The sequence below is a fragment of the Pseudomonas sp. CAM1A genome (assembly GCF_047501685.1).
Taxonomy (GTDB): domain Bacteria; phylum Pseudomonadota; class Gammaproteobacteria; order Pseudomonadales; family Pseudomonadaceae; genus Aquipseudomonas.
On sequence record NZ_JBFNXP010000003.1, the window covers coordinates 526,207 to 545,996 of the forward strand.

A 19,790-nucleotide genomic window follows, 5' to 3' on the forward strand; every position below is an offset into this window, starting at 1 on the left:
CCGCCGCTGCCGCGTCATCAGCTGTGAACCCACCTCCTGCAAGGACTGATCATGTCGCTTTTCACCTCCCGCTTCCCTGGCACCCTGCGGCGCCTGGCATTGGCCTGCGCCCTGGGTGGCAGCGGCCTGGCCCTGGCCGATAGCCAGCCGCTGAACCTCGACTTGCCGGGCCAGTCGCTGGAGGCCACGGTGCATGCCCTGGCCCATGCCTCGGGAGTGGCGATCGCCGCCGACAGCCGTGTATTGGCCGGGCGCAGCACGCCTGCCTTGCAGGGGCGCTACACCGTGCTGCAGGCACTGCGCCAGCTGCTGGCCGGCAGCGACCTGGTGGCGGTGGAGGAAAACGGCGTGATCATCCTGCGCGGCCCGACCGACCAAGGTGCCCTGACCTTGGGGGCGACCACGGTCAACGCCTCGGGCTTCAACAGTGACCTGCCGGAAAGCTACAGTGGCGGCCAGGTGGCCCGCGGCGCGCGCATTGGCATGCTGGGCAATCGCGACCTGATGGACACCCCCTTCAGCGTCACCGCCTACACCGCCAAGACCATCGAGAATCAGCAAAGCGGCACGGTCGGCGCAGTGCTGCGCAACGACCCGTCGATCCGCTTCAGCACCGGCGAAGGGCATGCCTACGAGAACTTCATGATCCGCGGTTATGCGCTGGACTCCACCGAGCTGGCGCTGGGTGGCCTCTACGGCCTGGCGCCCGATGGCCATGTGCCGACCGAATTCCTCGAGCGCGTCGAGGTACTCAAGGGGCCGGGCGCGCTGCTCAATGGCATGGCGCCCAACGGTGGCGTGGGTGGGGTGGTCAACCTGGTGCCCAAGCGCGCCGGCGACACGCCGCTGACCCGGCTGACCAGCAGCTACGTGTCCGATGGCTATGTCGCCGAGCATATCGATGTCGGCCGGCGCTTTGCCGAGGGGCGCTTCGGCATTCGCTTCAATGGGGTCTACGGCAGCGGCGACACTGGCGTCGACGAGCAGTCCAAGGACCGCACCTTGGCGGCGTTGGCACTGGATTACCGAGGGGACGACTTCAAGCTCGAACTGGATGCCTACGAAAGCCACGAGAAACTGGAGAACGGCAGCCCGATGATGGCCGGCTTCAGCGGCCTGAACCACGTGACCCGCGCACCCAAACCGGATACCAACATCCTCGAAGATATCCACGCCCGGCAGATCAGCAAGGCCGTGGTGGTGCGTGGCGAGTACCAGCTCGATGACAGCTGGACCGCCTACGCCAGCGTCGGTGGTGCCCGCACCCGCTACGACGGCTTCCTCAACGGCACCCGGGTGGTGGTGAACAAGGCCGACGGCACGGCCACGGGGGAAACCTACAATCAGGCCGGCTACACCCACAGTCTTTCCACCGAGGCCGGCGTGCGCGGCAACTTCATGACCGGTCCGGTCAGCCACCAACTGGTGCTCAGCACCACCTTGCTGCACCAGGACATCGGCCGTGCGCCGACGGTCACCGGCGCCAAGTACCCCACCAACATCTACCACCCGGGCAAGGCGATCATCGCGGGTGACCACGGCAGCAGCAGCAAGACCGGCGACAACACCCTGTCGAGCTTTGCCGTGGCCGATACCCTGGGCTTCATGGACGAGCGTGTGCTGCTCACTCTCGGGGTGCGTTCCCAGCGCGTGCGGCAGAAGATGAGCAACCCTTCGTACGACGAGCGCAAGCTGACCCCTGCCGTGGGTATCGTGCTCAAGCCCTGGGAGGCGCCGGTATCGCTGTATGCCAACTACATCGAGGGCCTGACCCAGGGTGGCATGGTTACCGACCAGAAGGCCGCCAACTACGGCGAGCAGTTCGCGCCCTATGTCGCCAAGCAGATGGAGGCCGGGGTGAAGTGGGACCTGGGCGACTTCACCCACACACTGGCGGTGTTCCAGATCGACAAGCCCAGCATGATCTACGACAAACCCAGCAATCGCTACAACGACGACGGCGAGCAGCGCAACCGTGGCGTGGAGTGGACGATGTTCGGCGAAGTCGTTCCCAGCGTGCGCCTGCTCGGTGGCGTGACCTACACCCGCGCGGTGCTGAGCAAGACCGCCAATGGCGCCATGGACGGCAACACCGCCCGCGGCGTGCCGGCATGGTCGGCCAACCTCGGCGCCGAGTGGGACCTGCCGGGGATCGAGGGCCTGACCCTGACCGCCCTGGGCATCCACAGCAGTTCCCAGTACCTCGATTCCGCCAACCAGCTGAAGATCCCGCAGTGGACCCGCTACGACCTGGGCGCACGCTATGCGACCAAGGTGCTGAGCAAGGAGGTGACCCTGCGCGCCAGCCTGGAGAACGTCGAGAACCGCGCCTACTGGGCCGGTGTGTTCAACGATGGTTATGCGACTGTCAGCGAACCGCGCACGCTCAAGCTTTCCGCCAGTGTCGACTTCTGAGGTGGGCATGCATCGATTCAGACGCTTGAGGGGTGCATGGCTGCTGGCTGCACTCTGCTCGAATGTGGCCCTTGCCGCGCACGCCGATCTTGAGGTTGGAAAACCGGTAGCCGGCCAGGTTGATGCTGCGCATCCGCCAGTCTGGCAGTTGGCCCTCAAGGTCGGGGACCTGGTGCGTGGTCGGCTCGACGGTGACGTCAGCCTGCGCCTGCTGGACACCGACGGGCGTCCGTTGCGCCTGCTGATCGACGGCCTGGACCAGCCCCGCGAATTCCTGTTCGTCGCGGCGCAGGACGGGCGTTACGCGGTGCGCGCCGAACCCCTGGCGATCCGCCCGGCGGCGCGTTTCAGCCTGAGCCTGGAGCAGGTCCTGCCTGTCGGCGAGCAACGTCATACGCCGGCAGCGCTGCTCAGCCCGACCCTGCGCGCCCTGCAGCAGCACCTGGCAACGGGTGGCGCCAGCGAGGCCTTCTGGCAGGCCCGTGCCAGTGAGGGAACGCCATTGGTCGAGGCCATTGCTGGGCAACCCGGCAAGCGCCTGGTCACCTTCCTCTGGCGCGGGGCACGGGACAACGTGAGGATGTTCGGCGCCCCCACAGGTAATCACGAACCGCTGGCCCGGCTGGGCGCGAGCGATGTCTGGTTTCACAGTTTCGAGGTCCCTGCGACGACCCGCCTGAGTTATCAGATGGCACCGGATGTGCCGGTGTCCGACGACCGCCGGGTGATCCTGGCCAGTACCCGGCGCGATCCGTTGAACCCGAATACCTTCGCCGACGGCAGCGGCGACGCCTGGTTGTCGCGCTCACGGCTGGAACTTGCGGATGCGCCGCCCCAGCCGTGGGTGGCCGAGCGTGCCGGGGTGGCCCGTGGCAGCCTGGAGCGCAAGCGCCTGGCCAGCCAGGTGCTGGGTAACGAGCGCGACGTCCACCTCTACCGCCCGGCGGGCTGGCGCCCGGGCAAGGCCGACCAGGCCTTGCTGGTGCTGTTCGATGCCCATGCCTACACCCGTCAGGTGCCGACACCGACGATACTCGACAACCTGATTGCCGACGGCCTGATCCCGCCCACTGCGGCGTTGATTATTGCCAACCCCAGCAGCGAGAGCCGCGAGCGGGAGTTACCGCCCAATCCGCTGTTTGCACGGTTCATGGCCGAAGAGCTGATGCCCTGGGCCAGTCGCCAGGGGTTAACGGCGCCGGCTTCGCGCACCGTGGTGGCAGGCTCCAGCTACGGCGGCCTGGCGTCGGCCTACCTGGGCCTCATGCACCCGGAGTTGTTCGGTAATGTGCTGAGCATGTCCGGTTCCTACTGGTGGCCGATGGCCGGTGACGAATCTGGCTGGTTGACCCGCGAGTACGTCAAGGCGCCGCGCCAGCCGTTGCGGTTCTACTTGCAGTCGGGTCTGTTCGAAGGGCCGAAAATCCTCGACACCAATCGCCATCTGCGCGATGTGTTGCTGGCCAAGGGGTACCGGGTGGAACAGGTGGAGTTTCCGGCTGGGCATGACTATCTGCAGTGGCGCGGGAGCCTGCCCTGTGGGTTGATCAGCTTGCTTGGGCAGGGGACACAGGCTGTTGCGCGGGCTTGTGTGCCGTAACGCATGTGTTCGCCGATAGATCGTTTGCGCCTAGGAGATCGAGCGCCGCCCGTGCGGCGCTCGATCTTGAGAGCGCTGCAAGACCATCGGCTGGCACCCGCCCGCTCAAATGGGATCGCAAGCCACCCCTCTCCCTCAATCCGCCTCCCCCTCCCGCCGAGCCCTGTTGCGCCATACCCGATACGCCCGAATCCCCGCCCGTACCGAGCCGAACAGCAGTTTCTCCTCCATCTCCCGCGCCATCCCGGAGCGCACCAGCATGCGTAGGAAGGTGCCGCGGGCGCGGGCGATGGCGAAATGGATACCCTGGGCGGCGAGGGTGTCGCGCACCTCGCGCAGGGCGGCGATGCCGCTGACGTCGATGCTGGTCACCGCTTCTGCATCGAACAGCACCACCTGGGTTTTCTCCACGTTCTGCACGGCTTCGAGCAGGCGCATCTTGAAGTAGTCGGCATTGAAGAACAGGATCGCGTCGTCGAAGCGGTACACCAGCAGGCCCGGCACGGTACGGGCGTCCTTGTGCTGGCGCACGTCCACCTGACCCTCGATGCCCGGCACCCAGCCAAGCACAGCGTCGGTGGGCTGGTAGATGCTGTAGAGCAGGCGCAGGATGGCCAGGGTCACGGCAAACACGATGCCCGGCAATACGCCCAGGCCGAGCACGCCGACCGTGGTCAGCAGGCACAGCCAGAACTCGAAGCGGCTGAGTTTGCGGATGGTCTTGAGCGACTTCACGTCGATCAGCCCCCAGCCGGCCATCAGCAGCACCGCGCCTAGCGCGGCCTGGGGAATCCAGGCCATGGGCGCGGTGAAGAACAGCAGGATCAAGGCGATCACCAGAGCGGCGATAATGCCCACCAGCTGACTCTTGCCGCCGACCATGTCGTTGACCGCCGTGCGCGAGTCGGCGCCGCTGATGGCGAAGCCCTGGGAGATACCGGCGGCCAGGTTGCTCACGCCCAGCGCGAGGAACTCATGATTGGCGTTGATCGCGTAGCCGTGGCGGGCGGCGAAGCTGCGGGCGGTGAGCATGGCGCTGCAAAAACTGATGGTGGCGATACCCAAGGCGTCGCGCAGTAGGCTCTTGGTTTCCGCCAGGGAGCTCTGCGGCCAGGCCAACTCGGGAATGCCCGCCGGTACCGGGCCGAGGATCGCCACGCCGAAACGATCCAGGCCGAACAATCCGGCCAGGGCGGTGAATACCACCACGGTCACCAGCGCCGCCGGCAGCCGCGGATAGCGCCGTGGCAGCCAGATCAGCAAGCCCAGGCCGGCCAGGCCAATGGCCAGCGTCAGCCAGTGGATCTCGCCCAGGCGCTGGAAGAAGTTGATCAGGCTGAGGATGAAACCGTCACCTTCGATCTTGAAGCCCACCACCTTCGACAACTGCCCGGCGAGCAGGCTCAGGCCGATGCCGTTGAGGTAGCCGATGAGGATCGGCCGCGAGAAGAAGCTGGCGATAAAGCCGGCCCGCGCCACCCCGGCGGCGATGAGCATGACGCCCACCAGCACGGTGACGATCACCGACAGCTCGGCGATGCGTTGCGGGTCGCCCATGGCCAGCGGTGCCACGGCGCCGCCGATCATGGCGCAGGTGGCGGCATCCGGGCCGACCATCAATTGCCGTGAGCTGCCGACCAGGGCATAGACCATCATCGGCAGCACGCAGGCGTACAGGCCGTACTGTGGCGGCAGGCCGACGATCTGCGCATAGGCGATGGCGATGGGGATCTGGATCGCGGCCACCGACAGGCCGGCCTGCAGGTCAGCGTGGAACCACTCGCGGCGGTAGTGCAACAGGTTGGCCAGGCCCGGTAGCCAGCGGGAGAGAAACATGCGCAGTCCTTTGGAGATGTTTCAGAAAGCGTAGCGGTCAGGCGCCGCGAACGGCTGGGTATTCAAGCCAATTGGCGCGGCGGTGGCTATGGGCCAGATCAACAAAGGTACGCTGGAAACGAAAAAGCAGTCGACGCGCCTTTTGACAGAGACGACGTGACGGAATACGAGTTGGAGCGGGAGAGTGAATCGAACGGTTATAGGACAAATTTCGGGCAGGGGAGATGAGCGGCTAAGAAATTCGCGAGGAGCGCTTTCATTATCGTTTTTGAGTAAACCATCTGGATCGGTATTTTTTGCATCTGACGGCTGGCGGTATTGTTTTGCGGTGATAGTCAAAAAATATTAGCGTTTTTGGGCTTCCGGTAGAGTTACTTTCCATGCAGGTCGGTTACTAGGCGTTAGCCATTCGGTATGGAGTTAATCCGGTACAACCCCTGCGCGTCGATTCGGCCATCGGCACCGTGCGAGCAAGCCGCGATACCGGTAGTCAAGTAGAAAAAAGGTTTCCGCCCAACTATCGGCCCGACGACGATTTTGCAGGCCACTTCGAATTCGGGCTCAAATACGAGGAGATTCACCTTGAGTTCTTCGCCCGGCTGTTTGCCGTCGTAGGACCCGAGCCAGTCGAAGCTTGGTGCCGGCGTTCCCCTTTTGATACCGCGCGCGTCGTCGAACACACGATTCGAACGCAGATGGCGGAAGAAGCCAGGATCCTTGTCATCTTCCAGCTCGCCCAAGAGCGTTTAAAAGACGTGGTGGAGATGCCAGACCAGGATGCAAGCCGCATCATTCGCGCGGTCAAGGAGAATGGCTGGAATGTTTCAGGCAAGCTCAAGAAGCAATATCCGCAGCTCGACGCCGAGCGCCTCGCAGCGCGGATCGTGGAGGCCGTTCGGTCGGCGTTTGAAGACCGAGAAGGGCAATGAGCAGTGACCTTGGTATTTTCAGCGTGCTTTGAATTTCAAGCGCAGAAACGAAAAAAGGAGCCGAGGCTCCTTTTGACAGCGACGACGTTACTGGAACGTCGTGCGGGGAATGCCCCTGCGGCCATCACTCACCAAATCCACCATCACTCACCTGTAGAGCAAAGACCTGTTCTCCCCGGCGCGATAGCCCCCTCACCAGAGCCCTCCGGCAACCTACCGCACCCGCCCAAACTACCGCCCGTAGGGAAGGGCTATGAAATGGCCGGCACGCTGATTATAGTCTGATGGCGAATTGACACTCACCTGCCAATGGACTGCTAGATGATTAACAAAATTTCCATAAAAGGCGTCACCAGCTATCCCGAAGATAAGTTTACCGATCTAGGCCCGTTGAAACGCATTAACCTTATTTATGGCCTGAATGGTTCTGGTAAATCAACGGTTGGGAACTATTTGCAGGATATAACGGGCAACCGTTATCAGAAGTGTCAGATTGATCCGCCAATCAAGCAAGAACAAATTTTTGTTTACAATCAACGTTTCGTTGAGAAAAACTTTCACCAAGAGAGTCATCCTGGGATTTTCACGTTAAACGAAGGCAATATCGAAGCGAAAGAAAAAATTACTGAACTGCAAGCAAGCTATGACGCAGCTGTCAGTGACATCGAGCGAATCACCAAAAAACGCGCGCTAATAGATGAGGGTCACACTAAAGCCGCTTCGAACTATAAGGAGGCGCTTTGGAATATAAGGTTAGATTTCGAGAAGGCCGATCTAAGTGCTTGCATTAAAGGGCCTAGACAGAAAGAATTTTTCAAGGATCAGCTTGAGAAACTACCACTGCCCACAGGCACGATACGTTCACAAAAGGAACTCTCGGAAGCGGCAAAATCACTAAGTTCATCCGATGAGCAGCCATTGCCGGCGCTGCCCTACATCAGTTTCAGTGCTGAAGAATTTGAAAGCGATAAGATTCTCGCGAAAGTTATTACGCCTTCAGGCGACTCTTATTTGGCTGGCCTGATCCAAAAGCTGGGTAACTCTGATTGGGTCAAGAATGCATTGCCTTATTTGGAACACTCCGACGATGCATGTCCACTATGCCAACAGGATCTTCCTACTGACTTTCAGAGCCATGTTAGGTCACTGTTCGACAAAAGCTATGACGAGGAAGTGTCGAAGGTTGCCCAGCTCCATAGCCGGTATTCTAAGGCGGCTGAAGCATTGGAGCTTGACCTGGAGTCGCCCGCTTATCTCACATCAGCTATCCAGTCAGATGCCGACTTCGTAAAAGCTAAGGGTGAGCTCAAGCGGTTGCTGACCGTTAACCGTGCAAGGCTGGCTGATAAGCTTTCGTCTGTTTCTAAGTCTGTTGCATTGGAGTCGACAAACGAGGCAGTCAATCGGTTAAACGCTTCAATCAAGGCCCAGAAAGCCAAGGATGATGACTACAATATCAGGTTAAGTAAGAAAGATCAGTTGTTTGCTGAGGTTACCTCGGAAGTCTGGCAACTGATGCGCAAGCAGGCTGATCAGATTGTCACTACTCAAAAAAACGCCGACAAATCATATTTGAAAGCTGTTGCAGAACTGGGTGCGAAGCAAAAAGAGTTAACTGATCAAAAAGACAGCGATCTGGAGTCAATTGCTGAATGCCAGAATCAGATGACTAATGTGGAAGAGTCGGTTAAGAAAATCAACTCCGCCATTGCGAGTATCGGCATTAGTGGATTTACGCTCAAGAAAACTGATGGGGAAGGAACTAGCTATCGCCTAGTTCGTGAGAAAAATTCCAATGATGTATACAAGTCTCTGAGCGAGGGTGAAAAAACCCTGATCACGTTCTTGTATTTCCTGGAGCTTTGCAGCGGCAGTGTCGAGGCTGACAAACCTGTGGTGCTCAGTGATCGGGTAATTATTATTGATGACCCTATTTCCAGTCTCTCACATAATTATGTCTATGAGGTTGCGACTCATATCTATCATCGCGTGCTGTGTGCCTCTGCAGGGTTCAAGCAAGTCTTAGTGCTCACGCACAATCTGTTTTTCTTCCACGAATTACTGAGAAATGCACCTAAGAGCATAACCAAGAAATATGCGTGCTTCAGGGTGTCGAAGGGCGCTCATAGCGCGATTACCGAACTGGGTCATGAAGAGATCAAAAACGATTACGAAACCTATTGGCAAGTCCTCAGAGACGCTCGTGGCTCCAAAGTCCATGCTGCCGTCCTGCCCAATATGATGCGTAATATTCTAGAGCATTACTTTGGTTTTATTCATAAGAATGATGACCTGTTGGATGCCCTTGCTGCCCTGGAAAAGGATGACTTAGAGTTCAAGCCATTGTACCGGTACATCAATCGACAGTCGCATGGCGACGCGATCAATGTCACTGATTTCGGTGGCTGGGATGCCGACCAAATGATTGAAAAATTCAAAGGCGTTTTCGCCAAATCTGGATATCCCGAGCACTACACCGTGATGATGAACGAGGCACCGGTAGAGCAAGAAGGTCTTCACGCTTAAGGCTGCCTGCCGATCAATGACTGGGTGACGGCAATGTGCCACCCATCGCTTCCAATCCCAATAGGCGGCTGCTAGGATAGCCCTGCAGCTACCACCAACGACTCCTTTCCATCCTGCCTGACCCTCCAAACCGCATGAGCTTTGCGCAAGGGGCGCAAAGGCTATCAGCAAGCAATGCTGAGAAGATATGGAGGGTTCTACCATGAGAAATCATGAGAAAGTCGTACCTGTACGGCAATACGAACGTTTCCGCTTTGGTCGTTGGGAGCAGGTGCGTAAGCACCGTCGTTCCCTGCCTCGGCGGTAATGGATGAGTTTGGTGGTAGCTGCACTATTTTTCTCCCCCTTCTACAGCCGGCATCACCCATTGGCCTGTAGGGGGCCTAGATTCCTCTCGCACTTCATCCAGCGAGTTTGATCAACAATCTCGATACCCAAGTCCCTCAGGTAACCCTTTACCTCATGATAGCTCTGGGTAACTAGCAAGCCTCTCTTCAAGCCCACACGAGCAGCCAACCTCAGCCAACTGATGCCGATTCACTGCCCTGAATGACTCTCATGGGTCAATGCATCAATCACTAGCAGCCTTTCTACTAATCGTCCTGCTCTCATCCCTCCCCCTCATAAGGCCGTGATAACCATCGATTCAATGTCCATTAGACTGAAGTCGTAGAGCTGCACACGGCATTCTGAGAGGTCTGTAAATACAGGGTTTTTCAAGTGTATATTTTAGCTAGTGTGAAAGATGCGCGGCCAATTGCTACTAAGCTTAGTTGTTTGTCGATTGACTGAGTTTGGTTTTTCGGTATTAATGCCTGCCTAGCAGGGTTGAGGACATCTTCCTCAGGCTTCAGCTTTTACTTCTGGCTCGATTTATCTAGGTCAAATAAGCCGATATGGTTAATGTGAGGATGCGGATGTCTGATACAGTTGGAACGATTTGTGCCGCGGTTATTGCCTCAGCGCTGACGCTGTTTGGAGCATTGCATTTGCAAAATCAACAGATTGGTGTTGCTCAGCAAGCTAAATTCTTGGATGGGGCGCAAGCAACTGCTCAAGAAACCAGTAAGCTGTTGGCTGATGGCTATCGTGAACTCGGGAAACTGCGAGAAGAAGCTGAAGGAAAAAGCTCCAAGGAGTTTATGAGCGGGCCGGAAGAAAATTATGAAAAATTTTATCAGGGGTGGCGGCAGCACCTGATTGAAAATCAGTTCAAGGTTATTCGCTATTTCGGTAAGGATACGGCAGATATGCTGATGCATTTGGACGAGATTGATATCAGTCCAGTGAATAATCTGGACTCTCCTAACCCCTGCTCTGCGCCTGGAGATAAGGACAGTGGAGACATGCATAAAATTGCAGTACAGCTTAGTTGCTACATTCGATTTTCCACGATTAAGTTTGACAGGATGGAAGGTGAAAGTGAAACTGATCATGTTGCTAACACCATTCACCGTCAGTCTGAAATTGAAAACAGTGTTCGCGCACTGATGGAGAATTACGAGATCAATTACGTGATCATTCTTCGCAAGATGGATTCCAGGCTTACAGAGCTGGGTATGTCTAAAGTCACCGTCGTGCAACATTAAGAGTCCTTTATTTTCAGGTTAGCTCTTGAAGGCCTTAGGCTGAGCATTGTCTAGCAAGAGGAGGGTCTAACGATTGCGTGAGGCCTGAATTCGAGAGTTAGCCGGGTTCGGTTGCCTACAACTGTTGCACGAGCCGATCAAACCTAGGCGGTACCCGCCCGCCTGGTCAGTAACCAGGTCGACCTTGCTCCATCTCCCCAATCCAGCTGTATGTGCCGTTTAGCCAAACGAAGACGCTGTTGAGCACCTCGCGCAAGTGCCGGATGTTAATGCGCGTAACGTCTGGAAGATGGTCTTTGCCACTGTTGGTCGTCGCATACCGAAATGCCATCGAGTCTGGGTCAATGTTGTCCAACTGGCGAATGAACTCGTGAACAGCGATAGCGTTGGCGTCAGAGCGCTCTAGACCCAAGTCCTTGAGCAGATGGCGCAACTCCGACCACAGAGGCATCAACGGATGCTTGTCATAGTTCTTGGGCTCTTTCCCTGTCAGAGCGCGAGCACTATTTAACATCAGCTTAAACTGCAGCTCCAAGGAGTGGCGGTACAGAAAAAGCAAAGGATAAATGCCGCTATCCAAGGGCACCTGACTATTCGCCATCGCCTCCACGAGACCGTCAGCGGCATCTTTGTATGCAAAAGCATAGAGGTCGGCACGAAAGTGAGACCAGTTCAGCATCGCGTTGTACTGCCAATCCTCACCCTGGATAAACAGCTGCTGGCCGGAGAAGTCTGCCGGCCACTGGATGGCCTCAAGCTGCGGGTCAAGCTTCGGTAGCGATTCGTCATCCATATCATGATCTCACGTTAGGCAGTCCATGGATTAGGACTTTACTAATCCGTGTTGACTGCCGGCAACCAGTAAATGGTTCTTTGGGTTGGGCTACTAAAAAGAGTGATATCACGATGGAGTGAAGGTGGCTGCTACCGCCATTCCCGGCCCGACATCGAAGGCCAAGATCCGCTTCCGGTTAGGTCGGTTTTGCATGAACAGCAGGATGTCGAAAACCCTGCCAGGTGTGTCTTGCAGACCTTGGTGATTACTGCCCAAGATCCCCTTCATGAATACTTCCCGGTTAGAGCTCCAGCAGTGGCCTAAGTAAAAAGGGAGCTCGCAGATCCTTCGGCCTGCGGTTTGCTGTGCGTTCCTAGGAAGTATCTGCTGTCCGGTGAACCCGGCTTTCCCTGCTCGGGTTAGTCCACCCCTTACCTGGCTATCCAGCGCCGGCATCAGTCCGGTGATGAGAAGCAGGGCTTTCATAGGATAAGTGACGCTGGTGTTGTTGAAAAACAGCACATCCGCCAGCGTATTCAAGATAGCCAGAATTTCTTTGTCGAAAGCGCCTGCCTCGTTGAACGGAGCATTGTTTTCCAGGAGGCGATTCTCCTGCTGATCGAGGTTGAATGCCGAAAGGCTTTGCTGGCGCAGTTTGAGTAGGGGGTCATGAAGCCGCTTTTCCTTTAGAGCGCTTTCGATTTGTGAGACAGGACGGAGAATTGGGCTTCTGCGTTTGCATGCCCCCCAGTTGCGCAGCGCTGTGGATAGCGCCTGGGCGAGTAGGACTGCATTTGCGCTGCCCGATGGTGCATTGAGATATCGACGTGCTACCGGCTGAACGTTGGCGAAGTCCTGATGATAGGACTGCTTAAAATCGTTAAGCGCCGATGTGATATCTAGAAAACTGCCAACCATTCGAAGCATGTTTTTCAGCACAGCCAAAAGGGGAACCACAAGTGTGTGTTCTCCCCCTGAAGCTGGTCAAGCTGTAGCCAGAGATGCCTAGCGTTTAAGGTAAGCTATTGGCATCGAAAATTACCGCTGATCTATGCTGCATCCGGTTCGGTTGCCTCACAGGGCCTGCCTCAAATGGAAGTGATGAGTTACTTGCGAATCGAAGCTCACCTTGAGGTGCTTACGACGGCGTTGGCCGCGATATCAACCCAGATCGTTGAGTGTGCGTCCATTTCTACTGTCGGTTCAGCCATTGCAATGCTAGATCGCGGAGCCTTCATAAAAGCCTGTGAGAGTCTCAAGCCTGCTGTAGTGTTCAGTCATCGCGAGCGCAGCCTTTTAGAGGAATTCCGCTGCCGATCCAGTAGCTGGCCTGAAGCAATTTCTGGCCGGCCCTTTTCGATTCAACACGATCCAATTGTCTTGAAAATCGACTTTTCGTAGGGGAGGAGGCTGGGCTGATCGCTACCTGCAGGTTGAGCTTTTTCGGAGGCTCAGGCATCGGCATGCAGTGTTGTACGGTACCCAATGGGCATGGGTGTGCAAGTCATCACGTTTGTGAGTGAGGCCGTTCTAGAATTTCTAGGGAAGGAGAGGGAGTTTCGAGGCGCTTAAAGCACTAGGCAGAAAGCCTGGAGGTGCTCTAGGTCAGGGAATGTGGAGCGGGTAGAGGGAATCGAACCCTCCTCAATAGCTTGGGAAGCTATAGTTTTACCAATAAACTATACCCGCTTCGAAGGACGACTTTTTACCAGAACCCTCCTCGAATGAGAAGCCCCAAGGTTGCAAAAATCCTGTCGGCGGCCCGTAGCCTGCGGGTGGCGAGGGCTACAGGACGCCGATGCGTTCAGATCGCCAGTGCATGCTGCCCCGGTTCCTGTGCGTAGCGTTGGCGGGATTCACGCAAGGCCGGCTTGAGGAAACCGAGCATGGCATCGCGGGTATCCTCGCAGGCGCTTTTGTGTTCCATGTCTAGGAAGTGGCCGGCCCCGCGGATCACGCTGAACTGGCTGCGCCCTACATGGCGGCTGAACTGGCGGGCATCCTCGACGGTGGTGTACTCGTCGCGGTCGCCGTTGATGAACAGCACCGGAATGTCGATGTTGCGCGCGGCCTTCAGTGCCCGCTCCAGGTCATGGTCAAGCACCTGGTTGATGTGGAAATGCATCTGCGCGTACTCATGGCTGTCCAGGCTGCTGACGTGGCGGTAGTTGAAGCGCTTGAACAACGACGGCAGGTACTTGCCGATGGTGTCGTTGACCAGGTTGCCGACCTGGTAGCGGTCGCAGGCGGCCAGGTACTGGCAACCGCGGTCCAGGTAGTCGCGCATCGGTTCGTTGATCAGCGGCGAGAACGAGCTGACGATGGCCTTTTTCACCAGCTGCGGCTGGTGCGCCAGCGCCAGCAGGGTGCAGGCGCCGCCCCAGGAGAATGACAGGACATGGTCGGCACGGAAGTGCTCGATCAACTCGAGCAGGATGTGCGCCTCGGTCTCCTTGGTCAGCAACCGTTCATGGCGGTTGTGCGGTTTCGACTTGCCGGCGTACGGCTGGTCGTACAGCACCACGTTGAACTGCGGGTGCAGGTTGCGCACTGTCTGGGCAAAGGACGCCGTGGTGGCCAACGAGCCATTGATCAGGATGATCGTCTTCTCGGCGCCCTGCGCGCGATGGAACTCCGTGTAAACCCGGTACTGCCCTTGGATATCAAGTACAGCGATTTCTGGCCTCATGTCATCGACTCCTGGCGCAAAAAGGGTATTCGCGTCACCTCGTGGCCTGCATGGTCGCTTGGCGGGCTGGCGCCGAACCGACCGGAATGGCCATCAGGGTGCACGTGCTTTATGACAGGTAGGCATTCGCCTGGAACTGAAAACCGGTGGGCCCTTGTGTCGATCCTTGACGCTGGTGTCGACGGTATTGTTGTGGCGGGCGATTACCGTGCCCCAGGGCATCGAGACCCCGGGTGGCCGGTAAAGGGCGTCTTGGACTACGGTTGTGACTGATTGGTCACATGCAGACCGACGAGTTAGCAGTCAAGCAGCGCGGCCAGGATCGCGCAAGTGCCGTTGGGACAATCTTTCGTGGGAAACCGCCGAATGGTGATCGGCTCAGACCGAGGCGATTTCCTCGTCGGTCAGCGCCCTGAACGCTCCAGGAAGCAAGATCGGGTCCAGTGTGATCGACCCCATGCTTTCCCGATGCAGCGCCACCACCTTGTTCTGGAAGTGTCCGAACATCCGCTTCACCTGGTGATAGCGGCCCTCGACGATGCTCAGGCGTGCGCTGCGTGGGCCGAGAATATCCAGCTGCGCGGGCAGGGTGGTGAGGTCTTCGAAGGCGAAGTAGAACCCTTCACGGAACTTGTCGATGTAGTGCTCACCCATCTCGTCCTCGGTGTGCACCAGATAAGTCTTGGGCTGCTTGGTCCGTGGCTGGGTCAGGCGTCGCGACCACTGGCCATCGTTGGTCAGGATCATCAGCCCGGTGGTGTTGTAGTCCAGGCGCCCGGCGATGTGCAGGTCATCGCGCAGCGCTGCAGGCAGCAGGTCAAGCACGGTGCGGTGCTGCGGGTCCTGGGTGGCGCTGACGCAACCGCTGGGCTTGTGCAGCATCAGGTAGCGTGCCGGGCGCCCGGCCTGGTGTACCTGTTCGTCCACTTCGACGCGGCTGAATTCACGCACCTCCAGCAGCGGGTCGGCGGTCGCCATGCCGTCCACGCGCACACGCCCTTGCGCCAGCAGCAGGCGCACTTGCTGGCGGTTGTAGCAGGGCAGGTTGCCGAGGAATCGATCGAGGCGCATGGTGGGTCGTTTGCGGGAAATCGGCGCGCAGTCTAACGGATAGTGCGCGCCTGCGCTGCCTTGAGCTGCGCGTCCACCTTTGCGCAGCGTGGGCACAGGCAGGCCTTGTCGCGCAGTTCGGCGGGCAGGGCTTCGATGACTGCCGGGTCGATGACCACCTCGAAGCACCAGCAGCCTTGCGTGGCGTTGCGCGGATCGGCCAGGCCGCATTGGTTGAGGGCGCCGCAGGCGGGGCAGCGTTGGGGGTCAGGCATGGTCGGTTCCGGGCATCTCGCTGCAGACGCGGTTGCGTCCACCTTGTTTGGCACGATAGAGGGCGTGGTCGGCGCGGGTCAGCAGATTGTGCAGGCTGTCGCCGCGCTGCAGGGCGGACAGGCCGATGCTCGCGGTCAGGCGCAGTGGCTGGTCGGCATAGCTGAAGGTCAGCTGCTCGGTGCGTCGACGGATCTTCTCCGCCACTTCGATGGCCTGGCGGCCTTCGGCTTCACGCAGCAGCACGATGAACTCCTCGCCGCCCCAGCGGCAAAGTATATCGGACTGGCGCAGGCTGCCCTGCAGCACATTGGCGAACTGGCGCAGCACTTCGTCGCCGGCCAGGTGGCCGTGGGTGTCGTTGAGGGCCTTGAAATGATCGAGGTCGATGAGCAGGGCGACCAGCGGCGCGCTGTCGCGCTGGGCCTCGACCAGCGCCTGGCCGGCTAGCAGGTCGAAGCTGCGGCGGTTGGGCAGGCCGGTGAGGCTGTCGAGGGTGGCCAGCGCCTCGGCGTTGTCCTGGTGGCGCTTGACCATGGCGTTGAGCAGCGACAGCACGACCAGGGTGATCATCGCGCAGATCGCCAGGTTCAGGTACAGCGACTGGCGGATGCGCTCCAGGGCGCCGGTCTCGCGTTTGTCCACCAGCAGGTACCAGCCCAGCTCCGGCAGCAGGCGCACGTTGAGGAAGTGGCTGTGGCCGTCGTTGTCGGTGTACTCATGGCTGCCGGTGGCGGGTGTCGGCATGCGCGCCAGCAAAGCCTGCCACTGATTGCTGTCGGCCAGTTGCTGGCCGGCGCGCAAGCCGTGGGGGCCACCGTCGGAGCCGGTCAGCAGGACCTTGCCCTGGGCATCGGTGAACAGCACCGAACGCTGGTACCTGCGTTGATAGTCGTCGATCAGGCGCACCACCGACTCCACGCTCAGGCCCACCCCGGCGGCGCCGATGAAGCGTTGCTGGTAGTCGAGCACGCGGTGGTTGATGAAAACGGTGAGCTTGTCCTGGTTGGCCATGTCCAGGTCGACATTGATCTCGTAGGGTTTGTTCGACTGGCGCAGGCGGAAGTACCAGGCGTCGCGCCAGGCATCGGGGCTTACCTGCTTGAGCACGCCCTTGGCCTGGTAGTAGGTGAGGCTGCGGTCGGACACGAAAAAGCTGGTGCAGGTGACCTGGCTGCCCATCACTTCGCCGAGGTAGCGGGTGACGCGCGTGGTGTCCTGCTCGCCGGCCAGTACCCAATCCCGCAGGAAGGTGTCCTGGGCCATCATCGATGAGATCAGCACCGGGCGGATCAGGTCTTTCTGGATTTCCGAGTAGACCGTGTCGGAGGTCAGCGGCAGTTCGGTGTTGACGATGGCGTCGCGGATCGCGCCGCGCGAGGCGTAATAGCTCAGCAGCGAAGTGGCCAGGAAACCGCAGGCCAGCAACAGCAGCAGGGCAAGGATCAGCGAGCGTTGCGAGAACAGGGCGGAGGGCGAAGGCATGATCTTCTCGTGAAGTGTGCCGGTGGCCACATTCTAGTGAGATGACCGAAAAATGACTGCATGTTTTTCAGGGTTATACGACCTGTTTCAATTTGTTGCGGAAATGGCACCGAACCCTGGCGCGACTGTCTTATCCAGTGTCGATCAACGCATTGCCGTCGACGCCCGCCAGCGCCGCTGTGCCGGGCACCCCTGCGGTCCAGGAGGCCGCCATGTACCCACGAATTCTGCTCATCGTCCTGCTCGGGCTGCTGACATCCGCCTGCGCCCCTTACTACGCGGACAACGGCTACTACCGCCGTGACTACTACACCAGCGATCGCTACGTTTACCCTGGCTACTACCGTCAGGATCGCTACTATGTGGCGCCGCAGCCACGCTACTACTACCAGCCCGCGCCGCGTTACTACCACCCAGCGCCGGTGCCGCAGTACCGGCCGTATCCAGCGCCCGGCGTGCAGCCGCGCTGGCAAGGCAACCCGCGCTACGACTATGGCAACCGCCAGCGCTACGACTATGGGCGCGATCGCGACCGCCACGACTATCGCAATGACGATCGCCGAGGTGATCGCTGGCACTCGAACGGGCAGGGCAATCGCGATCGTCGACCAGACGGCGGGCGAGGTGGCGACCGGGGCTGGTCGCGTTGATCAAGTGCGGACCGGCACCGCGATGTGTCATCCCAGTTCCGCCAGCGGGTGCCGCCCCTCCCAGACCTTGCTGAAATGCGCCTCCACCACCGCCGCTGGCACCTGCGCCACATCCGGCCAGTGCCAGTGCGGAGTGTTGTCCTTGTCCAGCAGGCGGGCGCGCACCCCTTCGCTGAACTCCGGGTGACGGCAGCAGTTCAGGCTCATCGTGTACTCCATCTGGAACACCTGGGCCAGCGAAAGGTGCCGTGCCCGGCGGATCTGTTCCCAGACCAGGTGCGCCGTCAGCGGGCAGCCCTCATGCAGGCGCTGACCCGCCGCCGCCAGCAACGGATCGGCATGCCGGGCCAGGCCGGCCAATGCCCGCCAGGCCGCGACGGGGTCGGCCACGTCGAGCACTTCGTCGATCACGGCTCGACGTGCCAGCCATTGCCCTTCGGGCAGCTCTACGCAGGCACGGTGCTGTTCGGCCTTGAGCAGGCTGTTGAGCTGCAGGGCGGTCTGCTCCTGCCAGTTCAACTGCAGCAGCTCTTCGATCAGCGCCTCCTGCTGGTGCTCGCCCAGGAAGCGGTCGGCCAGGCCCAGGTCCAGCGCGTCGCGGGCATTGAGGGGCGCGCCGGTCAGCCCCAGGAACAGGCCAAGCTTGCCGGGCAAACGGGCCAGGAACCAGCTGGCGCCGACGTCGGGATACAGGCCGATGCTGATCTCGGGCATGGCCAGGCGACTGCTGGGGGTGACGATGCGCACTGCGGCGCCTTGCAGCAGGCCCATGCCGCCGCCCAGCACGTGGCCATGGCCCCAGCACAGCAGAGGCTTGGGATAGGTATGCAGGTGATGGTCGAGGCGGTACTCGCTGGCGAAGAAGGTGGCGGCCAGCGGCGGTACGCTACCGGGGTGTTCACGGCACGCCTGGACCAGCGCCCGCACATCGCCGCCAGCGCAGAAGGCCTTCGCCCCGTTGCCGCGCAGCAGCACGCAGACGATCCCGGGGTCGCTGGCCCAGGCGCGCAGCCGTTCGTCGAGCACTTCGATCATGGGCAACGTCAGGGCGTTGAGCGCCTTGGGCGCGTCAAGGGTGGCGATGCCGATACGGGCGCCGTCGGCGCCGGTCAGTACCTCGCATTGAATGGACATGGGCTACCTCGCGCAAAACATCCCCTCAGTATGGCCTGCCGCGCCGAAGCTGCCGGTCGTCGGTCGGATCGATTGACAAGCCGGCCCGGCTTTCCTAGTGTCGCGGCACTTTGCTTTTGGATGCCCCCATGACCGACGACGATCGCATCAAACTCGAGCCCAGCTGGAAAGCCGCGCTGCGTGCCGAGTTCGACCAGCCCTATATGCATCAGCTACGCGAGTTCCTGCGCGGCGAATACGCCGCCGGCAAGGAAATCTATCCGCCCGGGCCGCTGATCTTCAACGCCCTGAACTCCACGCCGCTGGGGCAGGTCAAGGTGGTCATCCTCGGCCAGGACCCGTACCACGGCCCGGGCCAGGCCCATGGCCTGTGTTTCTCGGTACAACCGGGCATCGCCACGCCGCCGTCGCTGGTCAATATCTACAAGGAGCTGCAGCGCGACCTCAACCTGCCGATCCCCAGCCACGGCTACCTGCAGAGCTGGGCGGAGCAGGGCGTGTTGCTGCTCAACACCACCATGACCGTGGAGCGGGCCAATGCGGCTTCGCATGCGAAGAAGGGCTGGGAACTCTTCACCGACCGGATCATCCAGGTGGTCAGCGAGCAGTGCCCGAACGTGGTGTTCCTGCTGTGGGGCGCGCATGCGCAGAGCAAGCAGAAGCTGATCGATGCCAGCAAGCACCTGGTGCTCAAGTCGGTGCACCCATCGCCGTTGTCGGCCTATCGTGGGTTCTTTGGTTGCGGGCATTTCAGCCGCACCAACAGCTTCCTCGAGCAGCGCGGCATGGCGCCGATCGATTGGGCGTTGCCGCCGTTGTGACCTGAACAAGAGGGCCGC

At 59.7% G+C, this 19,790-nt stretch carries 14 protein-coding genes, 1 tRNA gene and 1 pseudogene; 7 read left to right on the forward strand and 9 right to left on the reverse strand.

The features are described from left to right. Positions 1-51 precede the first annotated feature (51 nt). Both ABZO33_RS10855 and ABZO33_RS10860 read left to right on the forward strand, forming a co-directional pair. Positions 52-2,415 carry a TonB-dependent siderophore receptor gene (locus ABZO33_RS10855; protein ID WP_414536024.1) on the forward strand — a complete coding sequence of 788 codons (2,364 nt, stop codon included), beginning with the start codon at positions 52-54 and terminating at the stop codon, positions 2,413-2,415. Positions 2,416-2,587: 172 nt separating this feature from the next. Next, positions 2,588-4,015 carry an alpha/beta hydrolase-fold protein gene (locus ABZO33_RS10860; RefSeq protein WP_414536025.1) on the forward strand — a complete coding sequence of 476 codons (1,428 nt, stop codon included), beginning with the start codon at positions 2,588-2,590 and terminating at the stop codon, positions 4,013-4,015. Positions 4,016-4,150: 135 nt separating this feature from the next. Here ABZO33_RS10860 and ABZO33_RS10865 read toward each other — a convergent pair whose 3' ends face one another. After that, entirely contained in the window at positions 4,151-5,851 is a 1,701-nt protein-coding gene (locus ABZO33_RS10865; protein WP_414536026.1) for a SulP family inorganic anion transporter, read from the reverse strand. A gap of 659 nt (positions 5,852-6,510) precedes the next feature. On the opposite strand from ABZO33_RS10865, the pseudogene ABZO33_RS10870 reads away from it, so the two are divergent. The 3 genes and pseudogenes from ABZO33_RS10870 to ABZO33_RS10880 form a co-directional block, all read left to right on the forward strand. Next, positions 6,511-6,780 (forward strand): annotated as a pseudogene (locus ABZO33_RS10870) (cell filamentation protein Fic); the annotation flags it as partial. A 321-nt stretch (positions 6,781-7,101) separates the two neighbouring features. Next, entirely contained in the window at positions 7,102-9,306 is a 2,205-nt protein-coding gene (locus ABZO33_RS10875; protein WP_414536027.1) for an AAA family ATPase, read from the forward strand. Between the two features lie 917 nt (positions 9,307-10,223). After that, complete coding sequence (locus ABZO33_RS10880; RefSeq protein ID WP_414536028.1) at positions 10,224-10,895, forward strand: hypothetical protein; 672 nt, start codon at positions 10,224-10,226, stop codon at positions 10,893-10,895. A 166-nt stretch (positions 10,896-11,061) separates the two neighbouring features. Here the strand turns inward: ABZO33_RS10880 and ABZO33_RS10885 are convergent, their stop codons facing one another. The 7 genes from ABZO33_RS10885 to ABZO33_RS10915 all read right to left on the reverse strand — a co-directional run bounded on the left by ABZO33_RS10885 (position 11,062) and on the right by ABZO33_RS10915 (position 17,167). Next, positions 11,062-11,688, reverse strand: a complete 627-nt coding sequence (locus tag ABZO33_RS10885) for a hypothetical protein (RefSeq protein WP_414536029.1) — start codon at positions 11,686-11,688, stop codon at positions 11,062-11,064. A 108-nt stretch (positions 11,689-11,796) separates the two neighbouring features. After that, positions 11,797-12,615, reverse strand: coding sequence for a hypothetical protein (locus ABZO33_RS10890; RefSeq protein ID WP_414536030.1), 819 nt, complete (start codon positions 12,613-12,615; stop codon positions 11,797-11,799). Between the two features lie 670 nt (positions 12,616-13,285). Further along, positions 13,286-13,359: transfer RNA gene (locus ABZO33_RS10895), tRNA-Gly, on the reverse strand. 115 nt (positions 13,360-13,474) lie between these two features. Continuing rightward, positions 13,475-14,359: an alpha/beta fold hydrolase gene (locus ABZO33_RS10900; protein WP_414536031.1), complete on the reverse strand. Its 885-nt coding sequence runs from the start codon at positions 14,357-14,359 to the stop codon at positions 13,475-13,477. 378 nt (positions 14,360-14,737) lie between these two features. Then, positions 14,738-15,430, reverse strand: a complete 693-nt coding sequence (locus ABZO33_RS10905) for a pseudouridine synthase (RefSeq protein WP_414536032.1) — start codon at positions 15,428-15,430, stop codon at positions 14,738-14,740. Between the two features lie 32 nt (positions 15,431-15,462). Next, positions 15,463-15,684 carry a cysteine-rich CWC family protein gene (locus ABZO33_RS10910; RefSeq protein WP_414536033.1) on the reverse strand — a complete coding sequence of 74 codons (222 nt, stop codon included), beginning with the start codon at positions 15,682-15,684 and terminating at the stop codon, positions 15,463-15,465. After that, positions 15,677-17,167, reverse strand: coding sequence for a diguanylate cyclase (locus tag ABZO33_RS10915; RefSeq protein ID WP_414536034.1), 1,491 nt, complete (start codon positions 17,165-17,167; stop codon positions 15,677-15,679). The genes ABZO33_RS10910 and ABZO33_RS10915 overlap by 8 nt, the downstream gene beginning before the upstream one ends. A gap of 212 nt (positions 17,168-17,379) precedes the next feature. On the opposite strand from ABZO33_RS10915, the gene ABZO33_RS10920 reads away from it, so the two are divergent. Beyond that, a complete protein-coding gene (locus tag ABZO33_RS10920; RefSeq protein ID WP_414536035.1) occupies positions 17,380-17,817 on the forward strand; it encodes a hypothetical protein in 438 nt (145 codons plus the stop codon). Between the two features lie 27 nt (positions 17,818-17,844). Here ABZO33_RS10920 and ABZO33_RS10925 read toward each other — a convergent pair whose 3' ends face one another. Then, positions 17,845-18,951: an enoyl-CoA hydratase/isomerase family protein gene (locus ABZO33_RS10925; protein WP_414536036.1), complete on the reverse strand. Its 1,107-nt coding sequence runs from the start codon at positions 18,949-18,951 to the stop codon at positions 17,845-17,847. Positions 18,952-19,079: 128 nt separating this feature from the next. On the opposite strand from ABZO33_RS10925, the gene ung reads away from it, so the two are divergent. Then, positions 19,080-19,772, forward strand: coding sequence for a uracil-DNA glycosylase (gene ung / locus ABZO33_RS10930; RefSeq protein WP_414536037.1), 693 nt, complete (start codon positions 19,080-19,082; stop codon positions 19,770-19,772). Positions 19,773-19,790: the final 18 nt, after the last annotated feature.